Source organism: Bernardetia aquimarina, assembly GCF_042180575.1.
GTDB lineage: Bacteria > Bacteroidota > Bacteroidia > Cytophagales > Bernardetiaceae > Bernardetia.
On the sequence record NZ_CP170094.1, the window covers coordinates 4,263,328 to 4,278,944 of the forward strand.

Genomic DNA, 15,617 nt, shown 5'->3' on the forward strand with positions numbered 1-15,617 from the left:
AAATACGACGTAATATAATCAATAAGCTAAAAAACAACAAATTATAACACTATAAAAAGGATTAAAAAAACATTTTACGACGTGAATCCTATTGGAATTAATTGCATAATTTAAAGATGTCGTTTTAGTCTTTTATAAAAAAAGGCAACCTATACAGATAGTTTTCCGTTAATAGTAGTACCAGCTAATCATAAAATAATATAGTAGTTTAGCAGGCATTTTTTCAACTATTTTCACTAAAATCAACTATCTTATGAAGTCTTCAAATAAAACAACAGAACAAATAAAGTTATCTAAATCATTAAATTACTCTAGTTTATTAATTGTAGTAGCTTTCTTTTCTTTCTTTCAAATCAATTCTGTTAAAGCGCAGTCTAATGAAGTAGCAGCAGAAGATTTAGAATGGAATGTAGAGGAGAAAGACAATAACGGGCTTACTCAAGAAGAAAAAGAACTTGCCAAACAAACAGAGTTAGGTTGGGAAAAGTGGGATGCAGAACACCCTTCTGAGTCTTCTGTTATAATTTATGAAAATGAACAATCAAAAGAAACCAATAAAATAAAATCTCCAAATGAAATCCTTATGGAAACATTAGTAGGAAATTGGGAAGGATTTTATGGAGGAAGAGGAGCTTATATAACTTTTAAAGAAAATAAAACAGTAATTCTTAATACTTCTGTGTTTTCGAATATTCCATCTGCATCTGGTAGAGAGCATACACAATTTTATTACGAAATTGATGCTTCTCAAAGTCCATATAGATTGATTTTCTATAATAGAGATAGAGAAATTAAAGGAGTTTTTAGAATTAATGATACCAATCAAATTACGATTTGTCATAATTTTAATAGTAATGAACAGCCTAAAGAAATAGATAATAAATACACAATAATTAATTTTTCAAAAATAGAAAACAAAAAAGAGGAAGAAACAGAATAATATTTCAACTCTATTTTTACTTAAATTTCCATAATTGAGAGAGTTTTACTCTAACTCAGTTATGGTTTTTTTATTTGAATACTATGCACCTATTTTATTTTTCCTAACTTTGTATATTAATTCAAAATAGCCAAAATGTACTGATTAGCAGCAATGCAATACAGGTAAAATATTATCAGAATAGTAAATCATGGGAAGAAGAAAAAATAAAAATCGAATTGTAGAAAACGTAGTCATTCTTGATGCAGGTGCAGAAGGAAAATGTATTGCAAGACCAGAAGAAGCTGAAGGAAGAGTTGTTTTCGTTACAGGTGTAGTGCCAAAAGACGTAGTTGATTTACGAATTACCAAACAAAGAAAAAGCTACTGGGAAGGAACAGTTGTAAAATTCCATTCTTATTCTGATGAAAGAGTAGAACCTTTTTGTGAGCATTTTGGAATCTGTGGAGGTTGTAAGTGGCAACATTTGAGCTATGAAAGACAACTTTTTTATAAGGAAAAACAAGTCAAAGATAATTTAGAACGATTAGCAAAAATAGAATTACCAGAAATAACTCCTATTTTAGCATCAGAACATACTACTTTTTATAGAAATAAATTAGAGTTTACGTTTTCTTCTCGTCGTTGGCTTACTAGCGAGCAGATAGCAACAGGACAAGATTTTGATAATCGTGCATTGGGTTTTCATATACCAGGGCGTTATGACAAACTTGTCGATTTGAATGAGTGTTATTTACAAGCCGAGCCTTCAAATTCTATTCGTTTGGCTGTTAATAAATATGCAAAAGAACACGATTTGGAATTTTATAATGTAATGGCTTGCGAAGGTCTTTTGAGAAATTTGATGATTCGAAACTCTCAAACGACAGATGATTTGATGATTATGTTACAGACCACAGCATTCAATGAAGAAGTAGAAAAGCTAATGCAATTTATTAAAGACTCTTTCCCTCAAATTACGTCTTTACAATATGTCGTAAACACAAAAAGAAATGATACATTTCAAGATTTGGATATTATTTGTTTTGATGGAAAGGATTATATTACTGAAACAATGGAAGGCTTAGAGTTTAGGATTCAAGCCAAATCATTCTATCAAACTAATTCTATTCAAGCCTATAATTTATACAAAATTACTAGAGATTTTGCTGGGCTTACAGGCGAAGAAGTGGTTTATGACCTTTATACAGGAACAGGAACAATAGCTAATTTTGTAGCAAAACAAGCCAAACAAGTAATTGGAGTAGAATATATTGAACCAGCGATTGAAGATGCAAAAATCAATTCGAAACTAAATGGAATTGACAACACACTTTTCTATGCAGGAGATATGAAAGATGTTTTGAATGAAGAATTTTTGAATAAACACGCTCGTCCAGATGTAATTTTGACTGACCCACCAAGAGCAGGAATGCACCCAGACGTAATCAATATGCTTTTGAGAATTGGAGCAAAACGCATTGTTTATGTAAGTTGTAATCCAGCCACACAAGCACGAGATTTGCAACTTTTAGATGAGAAATACAGCGTAAAAGCAATTCAACCTGTCGATATGTTTCCACAAACGCATCATGTAGAAAATGTGGTTTTGTTGGAATTGAAGTAATTTGTTTTCAAAGTAGCTGACAATTTCCAAAGTGTCAGAACATAACTTAATAAAAACTATGGCAAGAGATAAAAAAAAGAAAAAAAGAATTTCAACAGATGGAAGTAGTGGAGGAATGGTATTTTCCACAAATCCAGATTTTGAGTTTAAAGAACAAGAGGAAACTGAAACACTTCCCAACGAAGAACAAAGACTTAAAGTAAGCCTAGACCGTAAAAAACGAAAAGGCAAAAGTGTTGTTTTGATAGAAAATTTTGAAGGAAAAAAAGAAGATTTGGAAGATTTAGCCAAACAACTCAAAAATCATTGTGGCGTGGGTGGTTCTGCTAAAGACGGAGAAATAATCATTCAAGGCGAATTATTAGAAAAAGTAAAATCTTTCCTCAAAGAAAAAGGATTTAAAGGAATGTAAAATAGATGTTTTGTATTTCTATTCAAAATTGTAGCGCAGACTAGAAAGTCTGCGCTATTTTTATGCCTTTATGTTTTGTTCTGCATTTTGTTTTGGAATTAAAACATTTTCAACTCCCCATTTACTAAGCTCTCTAAAAAGAGGTCTTAAACTTTCTCCTCTTTCAGTCAAAGTATATATTACTTTTGGAGGTATTTCTGCAAAAATCTCTCTGTGAATGATACCGTCTTTTTCCAGTTCTCTTAGTTGAGTTGTCATCATTCTTTTACTACAATCGGGTATCATTCTTTGTAGTTGTCCGAACCGATTTACATCAACCGAAATAAAATAAAGAATGATAGGTTTCCATTTTCCCCCAATCACTTTTAAGGTAGCACTTACTGGACAGCCACCATATTTTTGAATTTGTTCGACCATATTATCGAAGCGTTCTGAATTTATGTCAACTTTTTTCATATTGTAACTACTTGATTATCAGTAATGGTTACTTTTTTTATACTATAAAACAAAAATGTAACTACTTGTAAAAGCAAACACTAATGTAGAAATTTACACTATAAAATCAAACCAAAAACAAAATTCCTCATGATTAGAAAATGTAATTTTTTTGTCCTAACACTATTTTTTGTGTTACCTCTTTTAGTATTATCTAGTTGTAAAGACGATGACGATTCCACTCCTCAAAACGACAAAAACGATGATGTTTTTGAATTAGCTATTCGAAGAGTCAATACAGGTGTGAGTATTTCAGAATTCACTTCTGCAAGAGATACTTTTGTAGCTAAACTAATGACAGAAAAAGGTACTTCAAACGACAGAGAAGTGCAGCCATTCTTTAATTATTTAGGCTCTGATTTGTCATTAGATAGTGTTTATATTGGACTGACACAGTATGAAGATGAAGCAACCTATAATTCTTTGGGTCAATCTTTATCTAGCAGCACAGAAGCACAGACCTTTTTTGCTACATTTACTCCAATTATTTTTGAAGCTCTTCAACCACTTGACGAGTATAAACCTGTAGATTTAGGTACAGTAGCACCTTTAGGAACAGGACAAGTACTAGAAATTGCTGTCAGAGATTTATCAACCTATTCAAGTTTTAATCAAGCTGATTATGAAACGGCTCGTGATGCTTTTCTTACAAAACTTTCTCAACAAGATGGTTTTGTAAAAGAAATTCAATGGAAATCTGTTTTGAATCCGAATATCGTAGTAGGAATGACTGTTTATGAAAGCCAACAAGCAGTTATTGCTATAAATTCAGATGCTGCTTTTACTGGAAGCTCTGCAACACAAACTTTTATCGGAAATTATCCTCCTTCTGTTTTCGGAACATTAAATACTGTTTTGAAGTAAAATTCTATCTAAAAACTATATGAAATATCTTTTTATAGTCTTTGCTTGTTGGGCTTTATTAACAAGCTGTGGAACAATACAGTACTGGACATGTGTTAATTTAGGTTGTATTTTGAGTTTTAGATTTTTGCACTAATTGGGTTATTATTTTTAATATTTTGTCTATAGAAGTAGCATAAAATACTACTTTTCCATATCCGATTCTAAAAACAGACTCGTAAAAGGATTCATTGTCTTTTTTTACTCTTTGTTTTGTTTTTACTCCTTCTAAGATACAGAGTAAAAAAGATGCAATTACTAATGCCATTAGAACACGAATTTTTCTTGGGTTTACCATTCCTAACTCCTCTAAATGAAATCCATTTGTTTTCAAATGTCTAAATAAACACTCTATTTTCCATCTGAGATAATAGATAGCACTAATTTTCTCCTTTGTTAAACGATATTTGTTGGTTAATAAAATGACAAACTTTTCACTTTCTTTTGCTGCTTGAGCATTATAAGAAATCACTATTTTTAGTTTTTTTGCAAAGTCAGTTTCAAATTCTTGGCTTACTAGTTTGCCTGATTTAGCTTTTTTAAGTAAGCTGTGGTATTTTTTAACTTCTAATTGATAATCTCCCTTACAAAGACGAATAATGTAAGTATATCCTTGTTCTTCTAAATACCTAAACCAAACTCTACCTTTATACTCTCTATCAGCTAAAATTGTAAATCTTTTTAAAAAAGGATATAACAATAAAGCCGATGCTAATAAACTTTTACGATGAGCAACAGTAGAACTACCTTTTCGTTCTAAATTGATCCAAAAAATAGGAATAGCCATTTTTCTATAAATAACACTTAAGACCAAAACATGATAGGTATATTCCCCTAATTGCCAAACACTACCATCCATAGCTAGATAGAAAATTTCTTTTTTTATGTCTTTTCTATTCAAAAAAGAGCCTATACTAAAAACTAGAATCAGCTTCCATAGTGTTTTTTGAACATAGACATCCAAAAAATAACGAGTAAGCCGTTTATAATGAGAATCAATTTGAACAGTAGGAGAATTTAAAAAAATACCTACTTGATTTTTTAATTTGTTTAGATTAACAGTTTCTTTTATCAGAATACAGCTAATAAGCAACAAAGTAGCGTGAACATAATGGATAGGAATATCTGAAAATTCCTTTGTATATTTGTTCAGCAGGACGGAATAGAGTTTTTTGGTTTTCACACTTCTAAATTAACTCTTTCTGTCCTTTTTTTGTCAAAAATTTAACTCATGTCCAGTACTATAATCGGCTTACCACTTCTGTAGTGGGGGTAGGAAAAGTAACAGCCATTCAGTTGTTAGTAGCTACCGATGGGTTTACTAAATTCGATACTGCCAAACAACTCGCTTCTTATTGTGGCGTTGTGCCTTTTGAAAACTCTTCTGGAAAATTCAAAGGGAAATCTAGAGTATCAAAAATGGCTAATAAAGTTCTCAAAACTGCTTTACATATGTGTGCCTTAGCTGCTATCAGAGCAGAAGGAGAATTGAGTGCTTATTACCTAAGAAAAATAGAAGAAGGTAAGAATAAAATGAGTGTCATTAATGCTTTACGAAACAAGATTATTCAACGCATTTTTGCCTGTGTCAAAAACAAAACCCTCTACGATAGAAACGGAATAAATTTTAACAATTTTTCTAAAGGTTAGGATTGGTTTTCTCCACAGAACACAAAAACAACTTCTTAAAAGTAGCGATAAAGGCTAGTAAATGATTATTTACTAGCTTTTTCTTTTTATTACTACTAATGTATGTTATACACTATTAGGTGTACTGTAAAAAAATATTGGTTACTGTTAATTTGCAACTCATTTTTTTTATAAAAACCTAAAATAATATATGTTTAAAAAAACAGATTTATGAATGTTGTTTTTTCTCTCAGAAAAGACCAAAAAGCCAAAAACGGATTAACAGTAATTTACTGGTATATTTCCCACAATGGTATGCGTTCCAAAAAATACTCTACTGGCATACGAATAATAGACAAATTTTGGAAACGAAAATATGCAACTGGAATCAATGCAAAGCCTGTAAATGATGCCTTAGATAATCTAAGAGCAGACTTGACGAGTAAGTTTAATCAATATTAGGATAGTATCAGCCACATTCAAGATATTGCAAATATTTATAATCAAGGATTTGATAAAATTACGGTTATCGAACTCTATGATTTATTAGTGGAAAGAAAAAAAACTGAAAACTGGAGTATAGCCACAATGAAGGTTTATAAATCTTTTCGTAATGTTTGGCTCATTCCGTATTGTAAAAGTATAGGTGAACCTTTTTATGCTGAATCGTTCCGACCTAAGCACTTAGAAAATTTATCTACTAAAATGCGTGAACGCTGCAAAGAAGAGTTTGTAAGAAAATTTATTGCAAAGATAAAAACAGCATTTTTTTTAGACTTTTCTTTAGAAAAAGTACACAAAAATTATTTAGACAATTATAAATTTTTTCATTATTCCAATTCCGTAAAAGAGTATGTTTATCTAGAAATGGAGGAAATGGAACAGCTTGCAACTCTGACCTTTACAGAAAATGAGCTACATTTAGAAAGGGATAGGGATTTTTTCCTTTTGCAATGTTATACAAGTCTTGCCTATAATGAAATTTTAAATTTAGACTTTGCTGAAAATATAGAATTTGGCGAAGACTGGAACTGGATAAACATAAGACGAGGTAAAACAAATGTATTGCAACAAATACCTATTTTACCTCAACCAATGGCTATTTTGGAAAAATACAATTTTGATTTACAAGTAACCGTAAATCATAGATATAACCAAAATATACGTATTTGTGCATACCGAGCCAAAATAGACAAACATTTACACTCTCATTTAGGGAGAACTACATCAGGTGCATTTTTCCTAAATAGTGGAATTGATATTAATGTAGTGAGTAGAGTTATGGGTCATCGTTCCTATAAAATGACTGAAAAACACTATGCTAAAATTGTGGATAAATGGCGAGTAAAAGACGAATTTGATAGAGTATTTCGTAACAAATAGTTAAGCAATATTTTTTAAGCTCCATTTTTTAATTTTGTGTGTAACCTTTACTTATACACAAAAAAAAGCTACATTTTTTCAAACATAGCCTTTTTATAGAAACTAATCAGTAAATGTAACAACTGTAATCTCGGTACTTGACGCATCAGCTTGTCTTGTAAATATAAAAGAATTAGGTGTTACGCTCTTCAAATGTGGATAATAAACTTCTATGAAGCCTTCTGTTGTTCTTACAATCGCTAATACTTCTGTCGTACCTAAATTATGCGTTACAAGCTGCTCTATTGGGTCTGCTCCTGTTGCACCAAAAGTTTGTTTAAATTTTTTAGGCTTTTGAGCATCTACATATTTCTTATCTACAAGGCTTCTAGCTGTAAAATTTGCAGAGTAATCACTATGATAACTAAAAGGAATACCATTAGGACAATAAAAAAAACGCTGTTGTAAATTAATAGCTACGGCATCTTGTGTTTCATCATTCGTTGAGATTCCATTTACTCTTGAAATATAACCACCACTCATGTCAATATCTCCAGTCATTATTCCTCCAGTTAAAGGCAAATAATTACCACTACCTGCCTTTTGAATTGCATTATCTACATAGGCTTTGTGAGGAATATCTCCATCTTCAACAATGCTAGGCAAAGAATCCTCGATATTGAATTTTATATATTTTAGAGGTTTCTTTTGAAAGTTACGATAGTGTCCTGTTTCTAAATCTAATATACCATCTTGTGAAATATTAAATTGACTAATCAAATACGCTCTACCTTGAATTAAATCAATTCGTTTAGTTGCCTGTGTGCCATTTTTTAAAAACTGTGGAATACCTTGAATTTGACGAGCATAATTGACACTAAAGCCTTTTACTTCGGCATTTTCAAAATCTAATGTAGGCTTGTAGGTTGCTATAATGTTATCATCAAACGCAATAGTTTCTACACTTCCTCCATCTATATTGCCTTGCATCGTACCACCACTCAAAGGCAAATAATCCCCAGTAGCATTTCCTCCACCAGCAGAATCTATCCAATGTACATCTTTATCAGTATTCGTTTTTTTGGATAAAACTTGCCCTGTTGTTCCACCGTTCGGAATTGTGCCACTATTCAAAGTAGTTATATTTTGTTCTAATGTAGAAATAGAAGTTTTTGCAGCTTCTACCTGTGCATCAATAACGTCATTTACTTGTCGTACTATTGCAGGTGTGATGAGTTCGCTTTCGTTATTGATAATAACCTCATCTGATATATTTTTTATTACTCCCATTTTTCAATTATTTATAAGTAAGTGTTTTTTAAGTTATCATAATTCCTAAACCGTATGAGGTGTGAATACTGCACTTGGACTGAAAACAATATGATATTTTCCATCTTCAAGTCCTTCAATTTTATAGCTATCGTTTTGAAAGGCTACGTTTTTCGTGATTTTTGTGGGGATTATTTGTTGATAGCCTACTTCCGTATCATTTCCTACTACATAGATTTGCTTGTAAATAACTATGTTGGAAAGTGTGTTTGCTGGGTAGGGATTATTTACATTCAAAATAGAACTTGTAGAAGTTCCGACAACTGAAATAGGTCTTAAAATTTCACTTGTTTTTGTAGTAATTTCTGTATCAATGAGTTCGTGTACGGCTCTTAGTTTTTGAGCTGTAATTCCTTTTTTAACATTGTCTAAAAAAGAAGTCGTTGAAAGATTTGTAATTGCGCTCATAGTATTTCTATTTTTTTAATAAGTGATTTAAGCAAATTCATCTGAAAAATCATCTGAAAATTCTCGTATGTCTTCTGTTTTTGATAACCCTAAATTTTCTGTCAAATAGCCTATAACATCGTTTACAGTAGTATATTCATTGCCTTGTTCGTCCTGTACTTTTTCTACATTTCTATAAAAATTATGCTGTATTGAGGTTATCAATGTTCCCAATTTTGAAGCTGTTATTCGAATATCAGCAGCAGGGAGAGAATCAATAATTTTTCCTTTGTCTTCTACGATGACTAAACCGTTTTTTTGATAGATTTTCATAGTATGTTTTGATTAAAAATTTCATATTCTCCACTTCCAAAACGTCCCATAATATCAGCTTTTCCATTTTTCACATCAACAATTACATCAACATCATGCGCCCATTCTTGCGAACCTCTGAATACTCCAGACTTTGTTACTTGACTGACTAAAACAAAAAAACTATTTGGATATTGGTTTCTCAAATCTCTCCAAGCGTGAATATCCAAACCTAAGGCATTGATTGAATCAATGACAATAAATTGAAAGTTTTGTAATGGAACATTCAAATTTTTAGAAAAACGCATTGAATGAGTGTAACCGATGCGCTTCACTCTATCCTGTAATGATTTTGATGGTTTGCCGTCTGACATCATTTCTTCATTTGCGACATAGAGTAAAGAACCTTTTTTGGACAGCTCGTTTGCTAGTTGAAGAGCAAAGGTAGATTTGCCATGTTTTGGTTTTCCATAGACCAAAATTGATGCGTTTTTAGGCATATCATCAAGACCAATTTTTGAAAAATCAAAGCTCAAATCCATTGTTTCATAATCCACTTCTAAGAGTTCAACACCACTTAAAGATTGTTGTAAAACCGTTCCTATCATTCCACCGATTGCACCACTCGCAGCTCCAGCCATAACAGCTTTTCTACTTACATTTTCAAAACCGTTTAGACTACTTTTTTTTTTACAAAGACCTGCTAAACCTCGTAAAGTTGGTTTTGTAGCCTTGATAGTAGAGTTACTTTTCTGTGCTTGTTTGAGAACTTTTATAGCTTCTGAAATTTCAATACTAAAAGGGTTATCTTGATTTTCTATTTTCTCTAAGCGTTTGAGAAGATTAGCATGTGTTTTAGTAAACTTCTTATTTTGAGAATTATAGAATGAACGAAGTAAAACATTTGGTAATGCTTCTTTTACATTCATATACGGCTCTAAAACTTCGCTTCCTATTTTATCCAGTTTAAAAACAAAAGTGGCATAATCCGTATTTAGTGCAGCTACAAGGCTTTCAGCTACATATTTGACAGCTTCTGCATGAATAGATTTTTTTCTAATTTCCTTTTTATCGGCTGCTTTATTGATACGATTAAGAAGACTTTGTAAATTTTTACGAACCTTCTTTTTTCCAATCATCAGTAAAAACGATTTTACAAAAGTTAGGGAGTACTGACTTTCAAGTTCATTCGCTTTTACTTCTTTGTCTTTTGGATGTTGTGGGGTACGAATAACCATTGGCAAGTGCCTTGGTTGCTTTTCAGTCAGACGACGGTCTGACTTTACAGTTTTAGCTTTTGAATTATTCGTTTTTTTTTGAGTAGGAAGTTTTACCGTTTTAGGTTCACTTGGTTTATTTTTATCTAAATAGTCTGTAATTTTCCCATAAATAACTTCAAGTGAATCGGCAATGTCTTTATTTGCCAAAAACATTGGTTTGAAGTTACTTGTAATTTCCTTTGCTTCATCGTATAAATGACGGAGTTTAGGAGGAAGAGAATTTATTTCTGTATAAGTTAGTTTTTGTATCATAATTGTAAGGCTGTCGCTTTTAGTTTTAACATTTTCATTTTTGCAATCGCTATTTCTATCTCTTCGTTTTCAGTAGATTTAATAACTTTGGTAGGTGTTTTGACGGTACTTGCTTCTAATGGAATAGGCTCATAATGTTCATTTCGTTGATAAGCTGGAACTCCATTTTTATCATAATCAAGAATATAATTTGATGCTCTTTGCGCTCTTGCAGCAGCTTTCAAGAAAAAAGTTTTGTCTTCTTGAATAGACTTAGTTAGTTTTGCATTCCAACTACTTAGATAAGCAGCCGAATTGTCTATGGTGTGAAATAAAATACCACTTTCAGCGCATAAATAACACGCTCCTAACTCTGCGACTAGCTCCTCTAATGCGTACTCTTTATCTCCAAACTTCTTCCCTCCTCTTGTCTTGTCATTGAGCCTACTGGCGTGTTTGGTACTGTGGACAATTTCGTGGTAAAGAACACTATAAAAATTCTGTGGACTCTCAAAGGTTACGACTGGGGGCATTCCTACATAATCGCCACTCGGAGAATAATAGGCTTTTGTATCTACTTTTAACTTGGGTTTGTTGGGCATATTGTAGTAAATCTTTTCAGCAGCTTCAATCGCTTCATACTCATAATTTACTTTTTCGCTTTTTTCTAAATTGCTCAAATCAAACTCAACATCTTCAACGGCTGCAATATTGAATACTGTATAATATTTCAGAAAACGCATTTCTTCAAAACTTTTTACACCCATTGCTTTAAGGCGTTTGTATTCGTCTTCTGATATTTTTTTACCGTTGTGTTTTCTGACTATATTGTAATAGAAAATTGGATAGCCTTTTGAGCCTTTTTTGATTTTTCCTTTTCGTGCTTGAATCTGCTTGAAAGTAAGGAAATAAGGGTATTCAAAATCTTCTCCCATCAAAGGCAAAATGAAGTTTAAGAGAAAGAAGTTTGCACCTGTGTAAGCTCTCTTACTGTCATAATTTGCAGCAGCTCCTCCCCTACTTTTCACTTTCCATGTTTGTCGCCATGATAAATTGCCTTGCTGAATTGTTTCTAAAATTTTCTCATTGACAATTTCGTAAACATCTTTTCCATCAAGACCATCAAGACCTCCAAGTTCGGTATCATCATAGATACATTCAAGACCATACAAACCATCTAAATCATCAAGTTGTAAAGCCTTTGCTTTTAGTTTTAACATTTTCATTTTTGCAATAGCAAGTTGTAATTCAAAGTCTTCTGTTTCGTTTGGTATAGAAGTAGGTTTTTGTTGTAAGTCTGGATAGTCTTTTAATACTTCACTAGGTACTGTTTTACCTTCTGAAAGTGCTTTTTCTACTTCGTGTTTATGCCTTTCCCTTAATAATTCTCTAGTAGTATTCAAGAGGATTTTATACTGTTTTTCTCTCCAACTTATTGCCTTTGCTCTTTTTTCTTTATCAAAAATACGTTCTTTCTCTACTTCTTTTTCTACATTAATAAAACGATTAAAATCCTTTTTATAGCCTTTATCTAAGTGCATATAGGTATTAAAAGTCATTTGATAAGGTTCTTTTTCTACTTCATTTGGTGTAGAGGTAATTTTCTTTTCTAAAATACAAACCAATCTACTTTTCAATAATTTTCTTTCTCCAGTATATCCTTTTTTACTTACTGTTTGGATAACTAGCATTTTTGGCGTTTCACTTTTTATGTCGCTTACATACTCTATTTCTCCAAAATTCCACATCAAATAATCGCCTTGCTTTATCTCTCCAGCAGCTCTTCCAGCAACTAAGCCTATTGATTGAAGTCGTAACTTCTTAGGATTAGATTCATTGACTAATTGATATTTATAGTCCTTTGTATTAAAAGAAATATCTTCTGTTTTTGGTGTAGAAGTAGGTTTTTCATTATCACACTCACAACCATTCAAAACTTTTTTCTTCTGACAAGCACACGACGAAGTACAACCCAAACCACTCAAAGAAATACTAAAAGCCTTTTGTAAGGCTTCATTTTTAGAGAGTGCTTTTTCTTCTTTTTCAAGCATTGTAGCAGGTCTATCTGTTGCATAATAAGCGTATTTTTTAAACTTATCTACAATATCTTTTTGTGTTTTGCCTTCACTAAAAACCTTTGCTAACTCCAATTCTAAAGGAGAAAAACGGTCTTTTGGCGACGGCTCAAATACTGGTGTTTGCTTTACCCATGCAGGAAAATTAAAGGTAGATTGTTGTAAAAAATCGTATGCTGCACCAATCGCATTACTTACTTCTTTTGTAATAGAATGGTCTGTACTATCACAATCAGCGTAACAATGAACTTTCAAAACATAGAGTAATGATTTTTCAACGCCCTTTTGTGTGTGGTGTGGAAGGTTTTCGAACTTTTGGCTCGTCTTGGTGTCCTTGCCTTGCTCAAAGAGAAATTGCAATAAAAATTGTCTTACAAACTCAGTTCCCTGTGCATTTGCTTGTCCATTTTTGGTGTACTTTTCTAGCTCATCAGCTCGTAGAACTTTAGCTTTTACAAAATAAGCAAGTGCATTGGAATTGCGTATAATTTCAGTCAGAGAATCGTCGCCTTTGTCATATCTCAAAAGAGCATCAATCATTTTGGCTAAATCCGTTTCTGAAATACGATTTACTCGTGCCTTTGTGTCAGAAGATTCTGAACTAACAGCTTCTAAATCTTTAGCTTGAAACTGTCCTAATTGTATAAATTCTTCATCGGAAACATCACAAAAACGTCCTAAAATTGGCTTCTTGAATTTGGCTAATTCTGACTTTATTGTACGTGCAGAAAAACCCAAAAAGTTAGCATTACAACCATCAACAAAATAGTTTTTATAGACTTCGCCATTGGGTTCTAAGGAGTAATAAATTTTGAGTGTGTCAGCTCGTCCATTTCCTTGTATTACTTCCCCTCTCAAATTGGCTATTGGTGCGCCTGTATAAGCATTTGCACCTTCTATAATTTCGGCTGGTCTTAAATTACGTGCAATTAATTGAGGTGTTTCTCTTCCACTTTGTGAAGTGCTACGGTTTCTTGGCTGTGCTTCTGGTAGAAAATGAAAAGGATTTTGAACGCCTGTACTGTGAGAAGGCTGTAAATTTTCAGCTTCAATAATGCCATAAAAACCTTTTACAATGCGATTAAAAGCAAAGGAAATAGTTATCTCTTTGCCTTTAAGCATTTTTGTAATAGGTTTTTGACGATTGTAAGTGATACCGTCTTTTAATAAAATGCCTTTTGTTCTTACATCATCATAGGCACGTCCTAAACTGACACTTTTCCTGTTCATTTTTTTAGTACGTGTAGTTTTTTTTCTTTTTAGAGTAGTAGGCATAATAGAATAAGTACGTGTATTTTAATTGTTGATTATCTCAATTCCTTTGCAGCTTGACTGATACAAGCTGTCCATTTTTTGCGTGGACTGGCTTCACGAATTTTGTGCGCTCGTGCAACAATCGCTTTTAATTTTTGAGTGCCTTTGTTGCTTTTTGACTTGCCTTTTGAGGTAGTTTTTTTCTTAGCCATGATAGTTTTTGAGGTTTATTTGTATAGATTTTTAGCACGTTTTTGAGGATTTTATATAACTTGCTCGGTAAAGACAAGTGAGAGCTTTTTTATATCTTGTGGGGGATAGCTGCTTTCCAAGAGAGTTTAGGCATTGATTTACGAACCGTTTTTACTTCTACTTCTTTTACATTTCGCATTTCATAGCCTGATTGATGCTGTAAAGACTTCGCTGATTTATTGATAGCTATCATTTTTTGAAGTCCTTTATTTTGAACTTTTCCTAAGCCTTTTTTTTTTGGCTTTCTCCTTTTTCTTCCGTTCAAACCATTTACAGATTGTGATTTTTTGCCTTTTACGGCTTTCATAATATCATCTTTCTTCCAAACTCCTATTCCTATAACCGTTCCCACTACTGCGAGAGCTGCAACTGGTTTAATCCATGTGTTGTCTTTTGGTGCTATTTTTCCTCCGTTCAGATATGCCATAATTTTACTATTTTAAGGTGTGTTTTTTTTGATTTTCGTAAACTTTAAGACCTCCATACGCTGCTGCACAAAGTCCTGTAACTACTGCTGTTCTTCTGAGGATTGTACGTTGTTGGCTTCGGTTGTCAATCAGTCCGTAAGTGAATGTATTACCGTATAGATTTTCATGTTTTTCTCCAAAACTGATAAGCTCTGCAAAGTCTGAGGAATTGGCTAAAACTTGACAACCTGCTGAATATTTATCAACTGTTTTTGATGTTCCGTTGCTTGTTGCTCTGTGAATATTGATGCCATAATTTCCGTTCATGACTTCTCCATTGAGAAAATCTAGTTTTGCATTTCTATCATAATCTCTTCGGATTTTGACTTGTCCACGCTGAACAAATGCTTTGTATTTTCCTCTGTGAAAACCGAGTTGATAGGCATTTACATATTGTCCTGCTTGTAAAATGGCTGTTCCTTGTGGCATCATTGGACTTTCTAGCCAAAAAGTTCCTGCATCGGTAGTACATTCGTAGCGTTGCATTTCCAAAAAACCATACTTGTTTTTAAAAAAAACTACAAACGTATCATCAAAAGAATTTGCCTTTGTACGATTTGCACGAAAACCGACCATGTTTATTTCATAGGCTCGTTCATGAACTTTCCATTTTGAGTTCTTTAAAAAAGTAGGGAGCAACATAATTCAGTTATCAGTTATCAGTAAATTATTTTTTAGATTTT

Annotated in this window: 17 protein-coding genes; 7 read left to right on the forward strand and 10 right to left on the reverse strand. The window is 32.5% G+C overall.

Translation table 11 applies throughout. From position 1 onward, the window contains the following. Positions 1–253 precede the first annotated feature (253 nt). The 3 genes from ACE193_RS18240 (at position 254) to ACE193_RS18250 (ending at position 2,958) form a co-directional block, all read left to right on the forward strand. Positions 254–940 carry a hypothetical protein gene (locus ACE193_RS18240; RefSeq protein ID WP_375559655.1) on the forward strand — a complete coding sequence of 229 codons (687 nt, stop codon included), beginning with the start codon at positions 254–256 and terminating at the stop codon, positions 938–940. Positions 941–1,130: 190 nt separating this feature from the next. Beyond that, a complete protein-coding gene (gene rlmD, locus ACE193_RS18245) occupies positions 1,131–2,546 on the forward strand; it encodes a 23S rRNA (uracil(1939)-C(5))-methyltransferase RlmD (RefSeq protein WP_375559656.1) in 1,416 nt (471 codons plus the stop codon). Between the two features lie 58 nt (positions 2,547–2,604). Then, positions 2,605–2,958, forward strand: a complete 354-nt coding sequence (locus ACE193_RS18250; protein WP_375559657.1) for a translation initiation factor — start codon at positions 2,605–2,607, stop codon at positions 2,956–2,958. Between the two features lie 60 nt (positions 2,959–3,018). On the opposite strand, the gene ACE193_RS18255 is transcribed toward ACE193_RS18250, so the two are convergent. Then, positions 3,019–3,414 carry a winged helix-turn-helix transcriptional regulator gene (locus tag ACE193_RS18255; RefSeq protein ID WP_375559658.1) on the reverse strand — a complete coding sequence of 132 codons (396 nt, stop codon included), beginning with the start codon at positions 3,412–3,414 and terminating at the stop codon, positions 3,019–3,021. Positions 3,415–3,585: 171 nt separating this feature from the next. Between ACE193_RS18255 and ACE193_RS18260 the strand changes: the two genes are divergently transcribed. Next, positions 3,586–4,317 (forward strand): hypothetical protein, encoded by a 732-nt coding sequence (locus tag ACE193_RS18260; RefSeq protein WP_375559659.1) that lies wholly within the window; start codon positions 3,586–3,588, stop codon positions 4,315–4,317. A 100-nt stretch (positions 4,318–4,417) separates the two neighbouring features. Here the strand turns inward: ACE193_RS18260 and ACE193_RS18265 are convergent, their stop codons facing one another. Continuing rightward, positions 4,418–5,539, reverse strand: coding sequence for a transposase (locus ACE193_RS18265; RefSeq protein WP_375559008.1), 1,122 nt, complete (start codon positions 5,537–5,539; stop codon positions 4,418–4,420). Positions 5,540–5,547: 8 nt separating this feature from the next. On the opposite strand from ACE193_RS18265, the gene ACE193_RS18270 reads away from it, so the two are divergent. The 3 genes from ACE193_RS18270 (at position 5,548) to ACE193_RS18280 (ending at position 7,368) form a co-directional block, all read left to right on the forward strand. Continuing rightward, entirely contained in the window at positions 5,548–6,006 is a 459-nt protein-coding gene (locus tag ACE193_RS18270) for a transposase (RefSeq protein ID WP_375563370.1), read from the forward strand. Positions 6,007–6,216: 210 nt separating this feature from the next. Next, a complete protein-coding gene (locus ACE193_RS18275) occupies positions 6,217–6,447 on the forward strand; it encodes a hypothetical protein (RefSeq protein WP_375559660.1) in 231 nt (76 codons plus the stop codon). Positions 6,448–6,534: 87 nt separating this feature from the next. Then, the gene (locus ACE193_RS18280; RefSeq protein WP_375559661.1) at positions 6,535–7,368 is read left to right on the forward strand and encodes a site-specific integrase; all 834 of its coding nucleotides are present in this window, start codon (positions 6,535–6,537) and stop codon (positions 7,366–7,368) included. A gap of 102 nt (positions 7,369–7,470) precedes the next feature. On the opposite strand, the gene ACE193_RS18285 is transcribed toward ACE193_RS18280, so the two are convergent. From ACE193_RS18285 to ACE193_RS18320, 8 genes are all read right to left on the reverse strand, one after another. After that, positions 7,471–8,637, reverse strand: a complete 1,167-nt coding sequence (locus ACE193_RS18285) for a hypothetical protein (protein ID WP_375559662.1) — start codon at positions 8,635–8,637, stop codon at positions 7,471–7,473. 45 nt (positions 8,638–8,682) lie between these two features. Continuing rightward, complete coding sequence (locus ACE193_RS18290; RefSeq protein ID WP_375559663.1) at positions 8,683–9,084, reverse strand: hypothetical protein; 402 nt, start codon at positions 9,082–9,084, stop codon at positions 8,683–8,685. Between the two features lie 27 nt (positions 9,085–9,111). After that, positions 9,112–9,396 (reverse strand): hypothetical protein, encoded by a 285-nt coding sequence (locus ACE193_RS18295; RefSeq protein WP_375559664.1) that lies wholly within the window; start codon positions 9,394–9,396, stop codon positions 9,112–9,114. Beyond that, positions 9,393–10,907, reverse strand: a complete 1,515-nt coding sequence (locus tag ACE193_RS18300; RefSeq protein ID WP_375559665.1) for a hypothetical protein — start codon at positions 10,905–10,907, stop codon at positions 9,393–9,395. The genes ACE193_RS18295 and ACE193_RS18300 overlap by 4 nt, the downstream gene beginning before the upstream one ends. Continuing rightward, a complete protein-coding gene (locus tag ACE193_RS18305; RefSeq protein ID WP_375559666.1) occupies positions 10,904–14,191 on the reverse strand; it encodes a zincin-like metallopeptidase domain-containing protein in 3,288 nt (1,095 codons plus the stop codon). The genes ACE193_RS18300 and ACE193_RS18305 overlap by 4 nt, the downstream gene beginning before the upstream one ends. A gap of 77 nt (positions 14,192–14,268) precedes the next feature. Further along, the gene (locus ACE193_RS18310) at positions 14,269–14,427 is read right to left on the reverse strand and encodes a hypothetical protein (RefSeq protein WP_375559667.1); all 159 of its coding nucleotides are present in this window, start codon (positions 14,425–14,427) and stop codon (positions 14,269–14,271) included. A gap of 89 nt (positions 14,428–14,516) precedes the next feature. Further along, positions 14,517–14,894, reverse strand: a complete 378-nt coding sequence (locus ACE193_RS18315; protein ID WP_375559668.1) for a hypothetical protein — start codon at positions 14,892–14,894, stop codon at positions 14,517–14,519. A gap of 7 nt (positions 14,895–14,901) precedes the next feature. Beyond that, positions 14,902–15,576, reverse strand: a complete 675-nt coding sequence (locus ACE193_RS18320; protein ID WP_375559669.1) for a hypothetical protein — start codon at positions 15,574–15,576, stop codon at positions 14,902–14,904. Positions 15,577–15,617: the final 41 nt, after the last annotated feature.

Excerpts from the sequence above, each read along its gene's own strand:
- ACE193_RS18240 (WP_375559655.1), top strand. The coding sequence starts at position 254 with ATGAAGTCTTCAAATAAAACAACAGAACAAATAAAGTTATCTAAATCA.
- rlmD (WP_375559656.1), top strand. The coding sequence starts at position 1,131 with ATGGGAAGAAGAAAAAATAAAAATCGAATTGTAGAAAACGTAGTCATT.
- ACE193_RS18250 (WP_375559657.1), top strand. The coding sequence starts at position 2,605 with ATGGCAAGAGATAAAAAAAAGAAAAAAAGAATTTCAACAGATGGAAGT.
- ACE193_RS18255 (WP_375559658.1), bottom strand. The coding sequence starts at position 3,414 with ATGAAAAAAGTTGACATAAATTCAGAACGCTTCGATAATATGGTCGAA.
- ACE193_RS18275 (WP_375559660.1), top strand. The coding sequence starts at position 6,217 with ATGAATGTTGTTTTTTCTCTCAGAAAAGACCAAAAAGCCAAAAACGGA.
- ACE193_RS18285 (WP_375559662.1), bottom strand. The coding sequence starts at position 8,637 with ATGGGAGTAATAAAAAATATATCAGATGAGGTTATTATCAATAACGAA.
- ACE193_RS18290 (WP_375559663.1), bottom strand. The coding sequence starts at position 9,084 with ATGAGCGCAATTACAAATCTTTCAACGACTTCTTTTTTAGACAATGTT.
- ACE193_RS18295 (WP_375559664.1), bottom strand. The coding sequence starts at position 9,396 with ATGAAAATCTATCAAAAAAACGGTTTAGTCATCGTAGAAGACAAAGGA.
- ACE193_RS18300 (WP_375559665.1), bottom strand. The coding sequence starts at position 10,907 with ATGATACAAAAACTAACTTATACAGAAATAAATTCTCTTCCTCCTAAA.
- ACE193_RS18305 (WP_375559666.1), bottom strand. The coding sequence starts at position 14,191 with ATGAACAGGAAAAGTGTCAGTTTAGGACGTGCCTATGATGATGTAAGA.
- ACE193_RS18310 (WP_375559667.1), bottom strand. The coding sequence starts at position 14,427 with ATGGCTAAGAAAAAAACTACCTCAAAAGGCAAGTCAAAAAGCAACAAA.
- ACE193_RS18315 (WP_375559668.1), bottom strand. The coding sequence starts at position 14,894 with ATGGCATATCTGAACGGAGGAAAAATAGCACCAAAAGACAACACATGG.
- ACE193_RS18320 (WP_375559669.1), bottom strand. The coding sequence starts at position 15,576 with ATGTTGCTCCCTACTTTTTTAAAGAACTCAAAATGGAAAGTTCATGAA.